Source organism: Cellulosilyticum sp. (assembly GCF_982396655.1).
In genome coordinates, this window is record NZ_CEVXFV010000036.1 from 18,810 (window position 1) to 32,842 (window position 14,033).

Here is a 14,033-nt window from a genome sequence, read left to right on the forward strand (position 1 = left end):
ACTTAGTATAATTTTTATTTATTACACAAAAAAATACTCCTTAGGATTTCTCCTTTGGAGCATTTATGTTAAATAGGCTACTGCCTAACTATTATTCAATTGCAATATAATGTTTATTTTCTATTACTCTCTTCTCTTCTTTTGGAAAATCGAGTTTTAAGATACCATCTTCATATTTAGCATGAATATCTTTTTCTGTGATATTCTCACCTATATAGAAACTTCGGCTCATACTACCTGCATAACGTTCTTGTCTAATGTATTTGCCATTTTTATCTTTTTCTTCTTTATCTAGTCCTTTAGCTGCACTAATGGTTAGATAACCGTTATTAAGCTCTACATTCACTTCATCTTTCTTGAAGCCTGGTAAATCAATAGCAACTTCATAACCTTCATCTGTCTCTTTGATATCAGTTTTCATAAGTTGTTTTGCATGTTTACCATATAAAGCTTTGTCAATATCTGGGAATTTGTAATCCATCCAATCATCAAATAAGTTTTCTCCAAAAATACTAGGCATTAACATAAGTCATTCCTCCTTTTTTATAAGCGACAATGTATGCCGTGGTGAAACTAATTTTTTTGATTTTTTGAACTTGGGATTTGAGTGTTACTTTTTTATTTCCCTCTTCCTTTGTTCTGAATATAATATACCACCGTTTGTTAGCACTGTCAACAGGTGAGTGCTAATTTTTTTAAAAATTTTATAATACACCTTGCAATTACCCCTAGGGCCTTAACTCGCTATTTTCTCAATTCCACCTAATGCCATTAAAAACTCAATCACGCAAAACAAAATAAGCCCTTCCCCTTTTCAATTTTCTCTATCCTCTTTATCTTTAGTTAACAGTATTTTTATCTAACAAAAAAAGGTATAAGCTAAAATTTAGCTTATACCTTTTTGGTTACAAAATTATGCTCTTGTAACGTTTTCTGCTTGAGCGCCACGTGGCCCTTTAGTAATATCGAAGTTTACTTTTTGTCCTTCTTCAAGAGTTTTGAATCCATCTCCTTGGATAGCTGAGAAATGTACGAATACATCATCTCCATCTTCTCTTTGAATGAAACCGAATCCTTTTTCTGCATTAAACCATTTAACTGTACCTGTCATGTTGGTACCTCCTAATATAAATTTCTGCAATGAAAATGGAACTAAAAATTCACATAATATTACAGATTACATCAAGCAATGTATATAATCTCTAATAACATGTAAATCAAAATTAAAGCTATAAACAACTACTGAATATGTTATTATTATACCTTCTATTTCATGATACGTCAATTTGTATTTATTTCCTTATTAAAAATAGCACTCACACCTTTAATTCGTGAATGCTATTTCTTATCTCTTACTCTTCTTCTACTTCTTCATATCATCCTAATTTTGATAATTAACATCTTGCACTGCCGCATATGGAAAAATTTTCATTTTGCCATTATCAAGACTTTCCTTAAACATATCTATTGCATTTAAACGGTTATTTTCATATGTCTTATAATAGTAAATGCCCTTTTGTAAATCCATACATGAAGAATATAATGTCATATCTTCTTGCCCTTCTTCTGTTATCACACCACCCTTAACCATCTCAACATAATCAAGCATGTGGAAAAACTGTGCTAATGCTTCTGCATCATTCCTAATCTCCGTCATATGTGATCTTACATAAGCTATTCTTACAAATCTAGAAACAGAAGCAAAATCACCCGGCATCCCTAGCGTTCCTGCCCCTATACCAAGCCCTTTTAATTCCTTTTCTCCCCATTTTACAATGGCTGGGTGCTTAGGCTCTAACTTCATATATTCATTTAAATTCGTAACATGCCAGTCAAAGGTAGGATCATTCGTCATGACATTTACTGGATTTTCATGGACACTTAACCTTTCTTTTGTCTTTTCCACCACTAACGATTTTCCACTTTTATCTGTAATCATCCAGTGCAGCGTAGGGATTGGTGTTTTCTCATTAATAGGAACATCCACCAACTCGATATTCTCCATTTCACGTGCTACTTCCTCTACTGTATCATGGTTTGACAATACCCATAATATAAAATCATAAGGTGCAATATTTTTCTTATTCTCTTTGATTGTCTTTTCAAAATAAGCATAGCGTGCAAAATTTAATCCAGCACAGGCAAGCCCATTTTCATTCATAGCTTCAGCCATAGCAGGATGTTGATCTATCACTGCCCCCATCCCTAATATTGCTCTTTTTATATGCACGCTTTCACCTGTCACCTTATCCTGATATTGATAATTTTTGGGTAACAAAACTGGTGACTGATTAAAGTTATACGCCAAATCCATATTTCTTCCGAAAAAGATTTTTTCTTCCTTAGATTGAATACTTAGTGCTGTGCACATATTTATATACACCTCTTTCTCATTTTTCCTTTGTCATATTACATAATATTATTTATCACAATCATGATTTGTATCCTTCAAACTATCAAAGATTTCTTTAAATCCATAGTAACTACATGTGACACACAAAAAACAGCACTCACCAATATTGAATTAGTGAATGCTATTTTTAACCTTTGCGCTATTTTAGAATTATTTTTCATCCTGCTTTACTGCTTCATTTACACACCTTAGTGCATTTAAAGACCTTGGATAGCCTATAAAAGGAATGCACTGTGAAATAATATTAATTAGAAACTGTTTATCATTTCCAATTCTCATATTCGCCGCTGCATGACTAATAAGCTGCATCTCGCAGCCCCCTTGAGCATATAAAAAGCAGAAGATAATCATTTCTCTTTGTTTATGGTCTAATCCCTTTCTTGTATAATAATCACCAAAACAGTTATCTGCTAGCCATTTATTAATATGTTTAGACTCATCAGGTCCAGTCTTATAAAACGCTCTCATACCTTCTCCAAAGATATCTACCTGCGCCTGAATACCAGCTTCTAGACGTTCTTCAATAGTTGTCGTTGCCTGACTTTCTAATGGCAGCTTAATTCCTCTCGCTATAAGTATTTCATTTACGGCGTGAAGATATGGAAGTACCCTTCCTATTCCAAGATAAGCCACTGCCTGATAAACCATTTCCTTAACCTCTACTGGTGTTACGCCCAAGTTAAGTGCTGCTGGAAGCATTGCTCTAAATTCATCAATTCCCTGGCATCCCAGAAGTACTGATAAGATGCACATCATTCTTGTCTTATCGTCTAGGCCTCTTCCTTCCTCATTAATAACCTCATCAAAAGCGAAGTTGTCAAATCTCTCAATAAACTCTGGATCTGTCTCAAGAAACTTCGACACATAACCTGGAAACATTTTTTCGTGATATTTCTTAGAAAACTCTGTCCTACCCATCTTTATCCTTCTTCCTTCATACTATTATTTTACCTATAATGCACCAACAATTTTGTGAGGCACATATGGCGCTTCAAGAAAGGCAACTTCTTCTTGAGATAAGGTAATATTGAAGCTTCCGACTGCATCTTCCAAATACTTTGCTTTCGTTGCGCCAATGATAGGCGAAGCTACCCCCTTAGCCAATTGCCATGCAAGGGCAATCTGTGTCATTGTTGCATTTTTCTTTTCTGCCAGTTCTGACACACGCTGTACAATCATCATATCACTGGCTCTTGTAGCATCATATTTTCCTTCTGCTGTCACATCTGTCTTGCTTCTTAAAGTATCTGCTGACCACGTTGGGCGTGAGAGCCTTCCAGCTGCAAGTGGGCTATATGGCGTTCTAGATACTTTCTGTTCATTACAGATTGGAATCAGTTCCCTTTCATCTTCACGATAAAGGAGATTATAATGATTCTGCATAGAGACAAATTTCGTCCATCCACTTCTTTCTGCTGCATATTGCATCTTCATAAACTGATAGCCATACATGGCTGATGCCCCTATTGCACGGACTTTTCCCGACTGTACCATCTGATGTAAGGCTTCCATCGTTTCCTCGATTGGCGTATCATAATCAAAACGATGAATAATCAAAAGATCAATATAATCTGTGCCAAGTCTCTTAAGAGAGCCTTCCACTTCTCTTGGAATGGCTTCTTTAGATAACTTGCCTTCATTAAAGTAGACCTTAGTAGCAAGAATGACCTTTTCCCTTGCAATATTATTTTTAATAGCTTTTCCAAGGTACTCCTCACTTGTGCCTGCTGAATAACAGTTTGCTGTATCAAAGAAGTTGATGCCTAAATCCAATGCATGTTTAATGATTGCTTCACTTTCCTGTGGATTTAATGTCCATGCATGCATCTTGCTTGCAGGGTCGCCAAAACTCATGCATCCCACACATAAACGTGAGACTTCAATATCTGTTGTGCCTAACTTTGTATATTCCATTTTTTACCCCTTTCTCATATCCTGCTTCTATCTATGCTTGCGCCAAACTTGCTTTTTATCTTAGAACTGCTCTTATGATTCTTTGTCTGTATGCGTTTCTCCTGCTCGCCATTCTTCTACCATCTTTCGAGTTACCGGCTCACATAAGTCATAGTAATTTTCTATTTTATACTCTGTCACATCTAAACATCTTTGTAACTTTTCAATTCGACTTGTTAGATTCCTCTGTACTTCCAGTAATATTTCTCTTCTTGCTTCCTTTGTATCATTTTCGGAATGTGCCAAACGGACATACTCAATAATAGCTTCTAGTGAAGCCCCTGCTTCTTTGAATTTGAGCACAAATTCAATCCAATGAATAGCTCTTTCATCATAATTACGAATGCCTGCTGCATTTCTTGGAATGGGCGGCAAAAGGCCAATTCTTTCGTAATATCTAAGGTTATCAATAGATACACCTGTTTTTTCTGAAGCTTCTTTAATGGTCATTGGCTCTCCTCCTCCTGTCATCTTACTTTCCGATTTTTGTGCACTTTCCGATGACATCGCCTGTTCTTAAATATTCATAAGTTGGCATTTCAAATAACACAGGTTTTAATACATGATAATTAATTTTGCCTGCTTCATTTAAAATACTTTCATCTGCATAAGTTCCTGCTATGGTGCAGATAAAGTTATCAAATCCTTTTGTTTCATAGCTATCTGTAACTTCACATTCCACGCTCACCTTTGCTTCATCAATCATAGGCGCACCTGCTGCGCCAATAGTATATGTAAAAGCTTCTGATTTATCTTCTTTATTGCCACTGATGCATCCCATTTTGTCTGCCTTTGCCAGCCAATCTTCTGTAACAATATTCACAGAAAGTACCTTATTCTCTATAATGCCTTGATTGGTATAATGAGGTTTTGCAAGGCTTATCATCACATGGTCATGTCCCATAATGCCAAGATGTCCTACTAATACCCAATTTGGTTTTCCGTTTACCATAGCACCTACCACTACTAATGGACTTGGATATAATGCCAATGCTGATCCGATATTTTTTTTCATTTCACTCATCCTTTTTCTTATATCTATTTGCCTTCTCTATGGCTTATAAAAACTATATACCCTTAAGTTCACTCCAGGGCAAGAACTTTTTGTGTTAATGCCATTTTAATCTACCTATTATATTGAAGCTTTCTGCTCAAAAAAAGTGTGCTGCAAAATAAATTTTGCAGCACCTCCTCTTTAAATATTGATTTTCCTATTTATTGCTCTCTCAATAATTTGCCTAATGGTGCATTGAGCTTATTTATAAAGAACTTCACAACTACGCCTGTCAGTAAGGCTGCAATAATCGTTCCTTCTCTAGTCCCTACAATCTTTGCATCAAAAAGTACTAATGAAATACCTACTGCAAGGACTACGCAGCTTACATCAAAGACTATTTTTACATTGCCAAATTCTTTTTTTATAACCTGTGACAATGCCTTAACAAAGGCTTCTCCTGAATTCATAATTACATCGGCAATCACCGTCATAGAGATGCCAAGACCTAATACAATAGTTCCTAAAATTACCATTAAAATTTGACTTATGTATCCTTGTACCTCAAGAGATGAAACCAGCCAAAGTCCAAAGTCTGTAAACCAGCCAAATAAAAATGAAAGTGGAATCTGTAATAGTTCAAAAACTTGAAACTTGCTGCGCAGCAATAAAAACTGGCCTAATATCAAAATGCAGTTCCATATAATCAGGCAGTTTCCTAAAGAAAGGCTCATATACTTCATACTGACCACATTAGCCACTGAAGAAATAGGGGATACCCCTAATGCAGCTTTCTTTGTAATTGCCACCCCAATGGCTGCAATAAATAATCCCATAATACACATCATACATCTTTTCATCATGTTTTTTGTCATCACTAATATCTCCTTACCTTATGTAACAAGAAAGTGGTTAGCACCACATTTCTTTAGTATATAAAAATGTCCTTATCTGCTGTACTTTAAAAAACTTACTGCTCTAAGTATTCCTTAATATATGAATCAGGCCAATAGCCCCATGATTCTGTAATTATTCCCTGCTCTAACTTAAAGTTTTCTAGCGCCTCAAAGCTAATCGTCTTTCCCGTTGCTTCTATTCCCATGCAATTTCCTGTATGTACTCCTGTATACTTTATCCTAGCTGCTACTTGATCTGCTTCTTCAATAAGGTCTAATACTTCTATCTTTAAATTGGAAAACATGCCTTCTACTATTTTTAAAATCTTTACAGCATCTTGATTGCTTCTTGCACCTGCTGGACTATGATCATAATAATCATCTGCCATATGCTGCATGGCAAACTCATAATTATGCTTTTCATAGCTTTCTATAAAAAATGCTTTAACAATCTCCTTATTCGTCATCCTATCCCCTCCTATATCCTTATTATATACTTCTAACCTATCTTCAATTTATAATAATACGCTTGTTTCTCAAACATTTCTGCATATTCTCCATTTAGTGCCATCAGTTCATCATGTGTGCCTTGCTCTATAATCTGACCATGTTCAAATAAATAGATGCGGTCTGCATCCCTTGTTGTAGAAAGGCGATGACTGATAAAAATAATAGTTGCTTCTTTTGCATTATTCATCATATTGGTATTTAGCGTATATTCAGCAATAGGGTCTAGGGCAGAAGACGGTTCATCTAAAATGGCGACAGGAAGCTGCTGTCCTTTCATAAATAGCCTAGATATAGCAACCTTCTGAGCTTCACCCCCTGATAAGACCACACCGTTCTCATCAAATTCCTTAGAAACCATGGTCTCAATCCCACTTGGCAATGTCTTAAGCTTTTCGCCAAATTGTGCTTTTTCCAATGCCATTTCAACTAACTTACACTCCTCTTCATTTCTAGGGCTGTGCATCAATACATTTTCTGAAATGGGGCATAACTTTGTCTTCTGAGCCCCTTGCTCTTCATTTTGTGAGTCATATTCTAGAAACTCACGTAGATTGCCCATAAATAATCCATGCTTATTTAAAATAACCACCTGTTCCACCATATCTGAGATATTTCCTGCTACGAATTCAAGACTTGTTGCCATAGCAAGATATGCCCCAATATTAACACCCTCTCGCGTCTTAACAACCCAGGCCACATATAAAAATGGCAGTATATAAGTCATAAGTCCAAAGGTGCTCCAGCGAATAGATTCATATTTAGCGGCTTTTTTACGAAGGGCCCTGGTGCGTTCATACATCCCTTCATAGGCTTCTTCATGGCGTTTTAATAACCGGCTTGCAATATTAAAGAGCCTTAATTCTGCAGCATATTTCTTTTCATAAAATATGCGCTTCACATATGTTGCCGTACGGCCATCACGGGTATTGGAAAAATCCAGCTGATAATATAGCGATATACCTCTGGCGTATGACATTTTAAATAATATTGATGCCCCGCTGAAGAAATGTGCAGCAAAACATGAACACCGCACAATAATGCCACTAACTGTACCATTTCATTAAATGCTGTATGCTGTTCTATGCAGGTATAAATATATTTGGTAAGGTACACAAAGAAAAACACATAAAAAATATTTTCCGAAATAGCCTTGAACATGGAATATATAACGATTCCCCTATCCCCTTGCCAAATCATTTTTAATATGTAACCCACATTAAACCAAGAAGACTTTGGTTTATTTAATTGCTTCCCCATTATAACCCCCTTCCTATTGCCAATACTTATTTTTTAAACATTTCAGAATTTTAATCATACTAATTATTATATGCCATAATCCTATAAATGCAATTCTTGCTATAACATTCCTTATCTTTTAATCTTAAATTTTTAGTACCTAAATACAAAAAAAAGGTAGAAGCTAAAACTTAGCTTCTACCTTTTTTGTTACAAAATTATGCTCTTGTAACGTTTTCTGCTTGAGCACCACGTGGACCTTTAGTGATGTCGAAGTTTACTTTTTGTCCTTCATCAAGAGATTTGAATCCATCTCCTTGAATAGCTGAGAAATGTACGAATACGTCATCTCCATCTTCTCTTTCAATAAAACCGAATCCTTTTTCTGCGTTAAACCATTTAACTGTACCTGTCATGTTGGTACCTCCTAATATGAATTTCTGTAATCAAAATGGAACAAAAAAATTCACATAATATTACAGATTACATCGAGCAATGTATATAATCTCTAATAGCATGTGAATTAAAATCAACATTTAAAGCTATAAACAACTACTTAATATTTATTTAGTATACATTCTATTTCACAATTTGTCAAGCAGTATTTATTTTTTTAGCATACTATCTTTCTAAATTGCTTATTATCACTTATTAAACAAAATCTCTTCCATAATATATCTCATAACGCTCCTTATTCTGAGTCTGTTCTAATAAATATCATTCTTGTATCCGTAGATAAATCTTCTCTATACTTATATCCTAATACATTAAACGCTTTAATCTGCTCTATGTTCGATACTTGATGCTCTGCCATAAAGCGTACCATCTCCCCACGAGCCATTTTGGCCCATGTTCCTTTTTGTTTTACCTTGCCATCCACATACTCTGCAAACTCTATAGTAATAAACTTATCCTTGGGTGATAAATACTGCTCAATTGCCTTGGCATATTCTCTTGAAGCTAGATTAATAATGACATGATCTTCACTTATCACTGTACGATATAATTTATCTCCCCAAAATTCATATAAATCTTTCTTCCCCTCTACAGATAACTTTGCCTGCATCTCCAGGCGATATGGCGTAACTCCTGTAAATGGTGTAAGCACGCCATAAAATCCTGATAAGATACGCAAATGCTCTTCCACATAAGCAAGCGCCTCCTCAGTAAATACCATAGGCGCCATATGTTGATACTGCAGTCCCTCAAAAGAAAGAATTGCTGGTGTTAAACGCTCTTCTAATCTCATATCTGTAAATCTATCATAATTAAGCGCCGCTAACTTATCACTGCATTCCCAAAGTGCCTTCACTTGGGGCAATGTCATTTCCTGTATAGCCTTACAAAGCTGCTTTGTCTCCTCTAAAAATATAGGTAATCTTTGTATTTCAAAAGAATCCGTATCAATATTCATTTTCTTTGCAGGTGAAATAATAATCCTCATTGTATCTCCTTGTAGCCTTAATATTTAAGTTTTATTATATCAGTCTTCATCTATTTACTTAACCCCCACCTTATCTTTATCTCATATAGCTTAATGTTGTATTTATTTTTTTTCATCATATGTAACCTAAATTTTTAACATCATTCAAAAAGCATCCACTAAATACTTAGTGAATGCTTTTTTACTTACAAATATATTCATTCCTTCTTATATGTTATACGCCTTATTTTAATTAAATCTCTACTTTTCTTTTGTATAGAGAAACCAAATAAAACCTTGAAATATACATGTACGTAAATTGTTTTCTCTCAATGATTTCACATTGCTAAAAACTATGAATAACTAAAATTTATAAATGTGAAATCTATATATACCTTATATCTCCTATATCACAGTTCACTTTTAATCATGAATTCGCATGCCGTGTAATGCTTTTATAAACTCGGGATTACTATGGTCTACAATTTCACTATGGCCCATATCAAGTTTTGCAATTTTCTCCATTTCATCTTGAGTCAATTCAAAATCCCAAATAGCAATATTTTCTGCCATACGTTCTTTGTGAACAGATTTTGGAATCACAACAACGCCGCGTTGTACATTCCAGCGAAGTGCTACCTGTGCTGCACTCTTGCCATATTTTTCACCAATAGCAACAAGCTCTGGATTTGTAAAAATACCATATTTCCCTTCTGCAAATGGTCCCCATGCTTCAGGTACAACTTTATACGCATTCATTAATGAAATTGCCTCTGCCTGCTGGAAGAAAGGATGCAGTTCTACTTGATTTACTGCTGGGGTTACTTCCACTGTTTCACAAAAATCTGCTAGAACATGTGGATAGAAATTACATACTCCTATAGCTTTAATCTTACCAGCTTTGTATGCTTCTTCCATAGCACGATAAGCCCCATAGTAATCTCCCATAGGTTGATGTATCAGATATAAATCAATATATTCTAACTGAAGCTTAGAAAGCGACGTTTCAATTGCTACCTTTGCCCCTTCATAACTTGCATCCTGTACCCAGAGCTTTGTCGTAATGAAAAGTTCCTCTCGTGTCACACCAGACATCATTGCTTTTTTCAAAGCTGTACCAACTGCTGCTTCATTCATATAGGCTGCTGCCGTATCAATCAATCGATATCCTACAGAAATCGCATCTAATACTGCCTGCTCACACTGTAATGGATCTGGCACCTGAAATACACCGAATCCTTCTTTTGGCATCTTTACACCATTATTTAATGTTACAAATTCCATAATATATACCTCCGTGATATTTTAATATCCTCTTCTTTCCTCAACACTTGACTGCTTATACTTGGTTAAATGCGCCTTTAAAGAAAGATTCTAATTTATCAAAAGGAATTCTATCCGTCTTATCATATAAGTCAATATGCTCTGCATCATCCACCACATAGAGTTCCTTTGGCTCATTTGCTACAGCATAGGCATCTTCACTGAAGAACTTAGAATGTGCTCTATCCCCCACTACAAATAAGATTGGACGTGGCGAAATTTCATCAATATGACTTAATAAACTATAATTTAATAACGCCATATCACTTGTTGTTGTAAATCCGCCTCTGGCATTTGGATGATGGCCTCTTTTAACTGCATAAAAGCGGAACCATTCAGCAGTAATTGGATCTAATTCTTCTGGCACGCTTTCTAATGGTGTTTCTGGGAAGTATGGGATATATTCTGGATAGCCATTTTCAGCATCAACCCATCTTTGTAAAGACATTTTTTCTTTGGCAGCCTGACGTGCTTCTTTATCCATAGAATCCCTTACGGCAGCACTCATGTCATACATACTGCAAGTTGCAACAGCTTTGATTCTAGTATCAACCTGTGCTGCACTTAATGAAAATCCGCCCGAACCACAGATGCCAATCACACCTATTTTTCCTCTATCCACAAATTTTTGTAACCCGAGATAATCAACAGCTGCACTAAAGTTTTCAGAGAAAATATCAGGAGACGATACATGTCTTGGCTCCCCATTAGATTCTCCCATGAAGCTTTGATCAAAAGTTAGTACAACAAATCCTCTTTGTGCTAATTCATTGGCATAAACACATGGCCCTTGCTCCTTAACACCGCCATATGGTGCACCCACAATAATCGCAGGATGTTTATGCGCCTTATCAATCTCTTTTGAAGTATATAAATCTCCAGCAATTGTTAAGCCATAACGATTTTTATAAGACACCTGCTCTCTACTTACCTTTTCGCTTAACTTGGCAATATAACCTGTTCCCATATTAATGCCCTCCTTATTTAATATCATTTTTAATATATCTACTTCATTGACATTTTATATACTACATCTTGGAGTTCACTTTAAGTCAAGGCTTTTATGCCATCGGTCATACTATGAGCAATTTCTGAATGTCTAGTATGAATTAATCTGCCCTAATCCTCTCTTTTTCTTGTTAAAAGGTCTATATTCAAATTAGCATTTTTTTAATACAGGCATATAATCAATAGGTGCCTCAACATGTATTACCTGTTCTCCTTCAAATACTGTGTTATCTGAGGTCAGCATCCACTTACCAGCTGGAAGATATACATCACGTTCAAATTCATTAAGATGAAGTATAGGTGCTACCAAATACTCACTCCCAAACATATACTGATCACTTACTTCCCAGCATTTTTTATCCTCAGGGAATTCATAAAACATTGTACGAATAAGCGGAGAGCCATTTTCATGTGCTTCCTGATATAACGCCTTAATATAATCATGCATTGCAATGCGGATGTCATAATACTTTTTCATAATGTGATAATTATCTTCTCCATAACTCCAGAGTTCATTGGGCTGACCTGTATGTAAGTAGCCGCCTCCAAAATCTCTATCATCAAGTGGTGGTATATTGTAAGGTCCACGGTCCCCATGCATACGCATTACGGCAGAATATACTGCAAATTGATACCAACGAATCAGTAGCTGCTTAAAATCAGGATCATTTACATCATCAGTCATAAAACCACCGATGTCAGTTGTCCACCAAGGAATCCCTGCAAGCCCCATATTAAGGCCACACTGCAATTGGTCTTGCAAAGCTTCAAATGTACTTGGCACATCCCCAGACCAAATGACATTGCCATATTTTTGACTTCCAGCCCATGCACAGCGAAGCAGATTGACAACTGTGCCATCCCCTATTTTGCTCATTTCATCATAGAAAATACGACTATACATTTGAGGATACATATTACTTACTTGAAGTGCTGGTCCTATATAATAACGATAGTTTTCAAAATCATAAACACCATAATCTGGTTCTGAGTTATCAAGCCAAAAGGCATCAATACCATAATCATAATAATTCTTCTTACATACATTCCATACATAAGCTCTTGTCTCAGGATTAAATGGGTCTATCTCAACACAGTCACCTTGATAATCATAGGTTTGCATAGCCCCTCGCTCAGTCTTAATCAAAAGCCCTCTTTCCATCATAGGGCCAAAGTTTTCACTCTTGCGATCTACAGATGGCCATACTGAAACGATTACCTTAATACCCATAGCATGGAGTTCATCAACCATTGCCTTAGGGTCCGGCCAATACTTTTCATCGAACTTCCAGTCTCCCTGCACTGTCCAGTGGAAGAAATCAATTACAATCTGGTCAATTTTGATGCCCTCCTTCTGATACTGACGCGCAACTGTAAGTACTTCATCTTGACTGCGATAACGAAGTTTACACTGCCAAAGTCCCATTAAATCCTCTGGAAACATAGGTACATGTCCTGTTGCATTTGTATATGAAGCCATGATTGTCTTAGGCGTATCACCTACAGTAATCCAGTAATCCATTTCCTTAGTAGAATTTGAAGTCCACTCCGTATAATTATTTGCGAAGGTAACCCTACCAACTGCCGGATTGTTCCAAAGCATACCATATCCTAGTGAGGATATATAGAATGGAACAGAATTCTGGGAATTGCGCTGTGCAAGTTCTAATACATTGCCTTTTAGATTCAAATAAGGTTGCTGGTACTGCCCCATACCAAATATCTTTTCACCATCATTACTATCAAATTTAAGATTCAAGGTATAATCACTCCCTCCAATTATGCCTTTCCACTCACGATTAATTAGCTTTAAGCAACGACTTCCCTTTGAAATAGTCCCATCATAAGAGCGGTAGTATTCTCGAAGAATAAGTTTTTCATCCTTAAAGAATGAAATAATCCCTACAAAATTAACTTCTGCCCTAATGTGACCATTGGTAATTGAAGCATATTCTCTCTTATCAATTGTGCCATCCCCTACCCAGTGATCTTTCTCATAAATATCCACTACTGTCTGACTAACAGGCACCTCTTCAGTCAAAGCCCATACATGCTTAGTAAAGTCAGGAAACATTGTTGCACGCACACGAAAAGAATCCTTGCCCCAAGCTTCGATACGGACAGTTTCCCCTTGACGTTTAAACACTAACGCACCATTGTCATTCATAAATTGCATATTATTATCCCCCTCATCATTTTAGCTACAACTATAGCTACAATTTTATCTATTTAAACACACATCTAATAACATTATAATGATTGTAATTATACGTCACT

At 36.0% G+C, this 14,033-nt stretch carries 16 protein-coding genes; all 16 read right to left on the bottom strand.

Going from position 1 to position 14,033, the window contains the following annotated elements:
• Window positions 1–91: 91 nt before the first annotated feature.
• The 16 genes from AC1VAQ_RS14370 to AC1VAQ_RS14445 all read right to left on the bottom strand — a co-directional run bounded on the left by AC1VAQ_RS14370 (window position 92) and on the right by AC1VAQ_RS14445 (window position 13,932).
• A complete protein-coding gene (locus AC1VAQ_RS14370) occupies window positions 92–526 on the bottom strand; it encodes an Hsp20/alpha crystallin family protein (RefSeq protein ID WP_302597162.1) in 435 nt (144 codons plus the stop codon).
• A gap of 387 nt (window positions 527–913) precedes the next feature.
• Window positions 914–1,111, bottom strand: a complete 198-nt coding sequence (locus AC1VAQ_RS14375) for a cold shock domain-containing protein (protein WP_302597161.1) — start codon at window positions 1,109–1,111, stop codon at window positions 914–916.
• Between the two features lie 270 nt (window positions 1,112–1,381).
• On the bottom strand, window positions 1,382–2,371 hold the full coding sequence (gene bsh, locus AC1VAQ_RS14380) for a choloylglycine hydrolase (RefSeq protein WP_302597160.1): 990 nt from the start codon (window positions 2,369–2,371) through the stop codon (window positions 1,382–1,384).
• Between the two features lie 192 nt (window positions 2,372–2,563).
• On the bottom strand, window positions 2,564–3,331 hold the full coding sequence (locus tag AC1VAQ_RS14385) for a carboxymuconolactone decarboxylase family protein (protein WP_303244050.1): 768 nt from the start codon (window positions 3,329–3,331) through the stop codon (window positions 2,564–2,566).
• 33 nt (window positions 3,332–3,364) lie between these two features.
• Complete coding sequence (locus tag AC1VAQ_RS14390; RefSeq protein WP_479904064.1) at window positions 3,365–4,327, bottom strand: aldo/keto reductase; 963 nt, start codon at window positions 4,325–4,327, stop codon at window positions 3,365–3,367.
• Window positions 4,328–4,399: 72 nt separating this feature from the next.
• Window positions 4,400–4,816: a MerR family transcriptional regulator gene (locus AC1VAQ_RS14395; protein WP_302597157.1), complete on the bottom strand. Its 417-nt coding sequence runs from the start codon at window positions 4,814–4,816 to the stop codon at window positions 4,400–4,402.
• Window positions 4,817–4,838: 22 nt separating this feature from the next.
• Complete coding sequence (locus AC1VAQ_RS14400) at window positions 4,839–5,381, bottom strand: flavin reductase family protein (protein WP_479904065.1); 543 nt, start codon at window positions 5,379–5,381, stop codon at window positions 4,839–4,841.
• A gap of 200 nt (window positions 5,382–5,581) precedes the next feature.
• Window positions 5,582–6,235: a YczE/YyaS/YitT family protein gene (locus AC1VAQ_RS14405; protein WP_479904066.1), complete on the bottom strand. Its 654-nt coding sequence runs from the start codon at window positions 6,233–6,235 to the stop codon at window positions 5,582–5,584.
• Window positions 6,236–6,330: 95 nt separating this feature from the next.
• Window positions 6,331–6,723: an ester cyclase gene (locus AC1VAQ_RS14410; RefSeq protein ID WP_479904067.1), complete on the bottom strand. Its 393-nt coding sequence runs from the start codon at window positions 6,721–6,723 to the stop codon at window positions 6,331–6,333.
• A gap of 32 nt (window positions 6,724–6,755) precedes the next feature.
• A complete protein-coding gene (locus AC1VAQ_RS14415; protein WP_303244049.1) occupies window positions 6,756–7,664 on the bottom strand; it encodes an ABC transporter ATP-binding protein in 909 nt (302 codons plus the stop codon).
• The gene (locus AC1VAQ_RS14420) at window positions 7,661–8,023 is read right to left on the bottom strand and encodes a hypothetical protein (protein ID WP_302597153.1); all 363 of its coding nucleotides are present in this window, start codon (window positions 8,021–8,023) and stop codon (window positions 7,661–7,663) included. The genes AC1VAQ_RS14415 and AC1VAQ_RS14420 overlap by 4 nt, the downstream gene beginning before the upstream one ends.
• A 197-nt stretch (window positions 8,024–8,220) precedes the next feature.
• Window positions 8,221–8,418, bottom strand: coding sequence for a cold shock domain-containing protein (locus AC1VAQ_RS14425; protein WP_302597152.1), 198 nt, complete (start codon window positions 8,416–8,418; stop codon window positions 8,221–8,223).
• Window positions 8,419–8,693: 275 nt separating this feature from the next.
• A complete protein-coding gene (gene yaaA / locus AC1VAQ_RS14430; protein ID WP_302597150.1) occupies window positions 8,694–9,446 on the bottom strand; it encodes a peroxide stress protein YaaA in 753 nt (250 codons plus the stop codon).
• A 402-nt stretch (window positions 9,447–9,848) separates the two neighbouring features.
• Window positions 9,849–10,709 carry an aldo/keto reductase gene (locus AC1VAQ_RS14435; protein WP_479904068.1) on the bottom strand — a complete coding sequence of 287 codons (861 nt, stop codon included), beginning with the start codon at window positions 10,707–10,709 and terminating at the stop codon, window positions 9,849–9,851.
• Window positions 10,710–10,764: 55 nt separating this feature from the next.
• Window positions 10,765–11,742: an alpha/beta hydrolase gene (locus tag AC1VAQ_RS14440; RefSeq protein ID WP_479904069.1), complete on the bottom strand. Its 978-nt coding sequence runs from the start codon at window positions 11,740–11,742 to the stop codon at window positions 10,765–10,767.
• 165 nt (window positions 11,743–11,907) lie between these two features.
• Window positions 11,908–13,932, bottom strand: a complete 2,025-nt coding sequence (locus tag AC1VAQ_RS14445; RefSeq protein WP_479904070.1) for a glycoside hydrolase family 31 protein — start codon at window positions 13,930–13,932, stop codon at window positions 11,908–11,910.
• Window positions 13,933–14,033: the final 101 nt, after the last annotated feature.

Bases quoted from the DNA above. Each gene is read 5' to 3' on its own strand.
- AC1VAQ_RS14440 (WP_479904069.1), bottom strand. From the start codon at position 11,742: ATGATATTAAATAAGGAGGGCATTAATATGGGAACAGGTTATATTGCC.
- AC1VAQ_RS14390 (WP_479904064.1), bottom strand. From the start codon at position 4,327: ATGGAATATACAAAGTTAGGCACAACAGATATTGAAGTCTCACGTTTA.
- AC1VAQ_RS14370 (WP_302597162.1), bottom strand. From the start codon at position 526: ATGTTAATGCCTAGTATTTTTGGAGAAAACTTATTTGATGATTGGATG.
- AC1VAQ_RS14400 (WP_479904065.1), bottom strand. From the start codon at position 5,381: ATGAAAAAAAATATCGGATCAGCATTGGCATTATATCCAAGTCCATTA.
- AC1VAQ_RS14425 (WP_302597152.1), bottom strand. From the start codon at position 8,418: ATGACAGGTACAGTTAAATGGTTTAACGCAGAAAAAGGATTCGGTTTT.
- AC1VAQ_RS14420 (WP_302597153.1), bottom strand. From the start codon at position 8,023: ATGGGGAAGCAATTAAATAAACCAAAGTCTTCTTGGTTTAATGTGGGT.
- AC1VAQ_RS14445 (WP_479904070.1), bottom strand. From the start codon at position 13,932: ATGCAATTTATGAATGACAATGGTGCGTTAGTGTTTAAACGTCAAGGG.
- AC1VAQ_RS14410 (WP_479904067.1), bottom strand. From the start codon at position 6,723: ATGACGAATAAGGAGATTGTTAAAGCATTTTTTATAGAAAGCTATGAA.
- yaaA (WP_302597150.1), bottom strand. From the start codon at position 9,446: ATGAGGATTATTATTTCACCTGCAAAGAAAATGAATATTGATACGGAT.
- AC1VAQ_RS14395 (WP_302597157.1), bottom strand. From the start codon at position 4,816: ATGACCATTAAAGAAGCTTCAGAAAAAACAGGTGTATCTATTGATAAC.
- AC1VAQ_RS14435 (WP_479904068.1), bottom strand. From the start codon at position 10,709: ATGGAATTTGTAACATTAAATAATGGTGTAAAGATGCCAAAAGAAGGA.
- AC1VAQ_RS14405 (WP_479904066.1), bottom strand. From the start codon at position 6,235: ATGACAAAAAACATGATGAAAAGATGTATGATGTGTATTATGGGATTA.
- AC1VAQ_RS14385 (WP_303244050.1), bottom strand. From the start codon at position 3,331: ATGGGTAGGACAGAGTTTTCTAAGAAATATCACGAAAAAATGTTTCCA.
- AC1VAQ_RS14375 (WP_302597161.1), bottom strand. From the start codon at position 1,111: ATGACAGGTACAGTTAAATGGTTTAATGCAGAAAAAGGATTCGGTTTC.
- bsh (WP_302597160.1), bottom strand. From the start codon at position 2,371: ATGTGCACAGCACTAAGTATTCAATCTAAGGAAGAAAAAATCTTTTTC.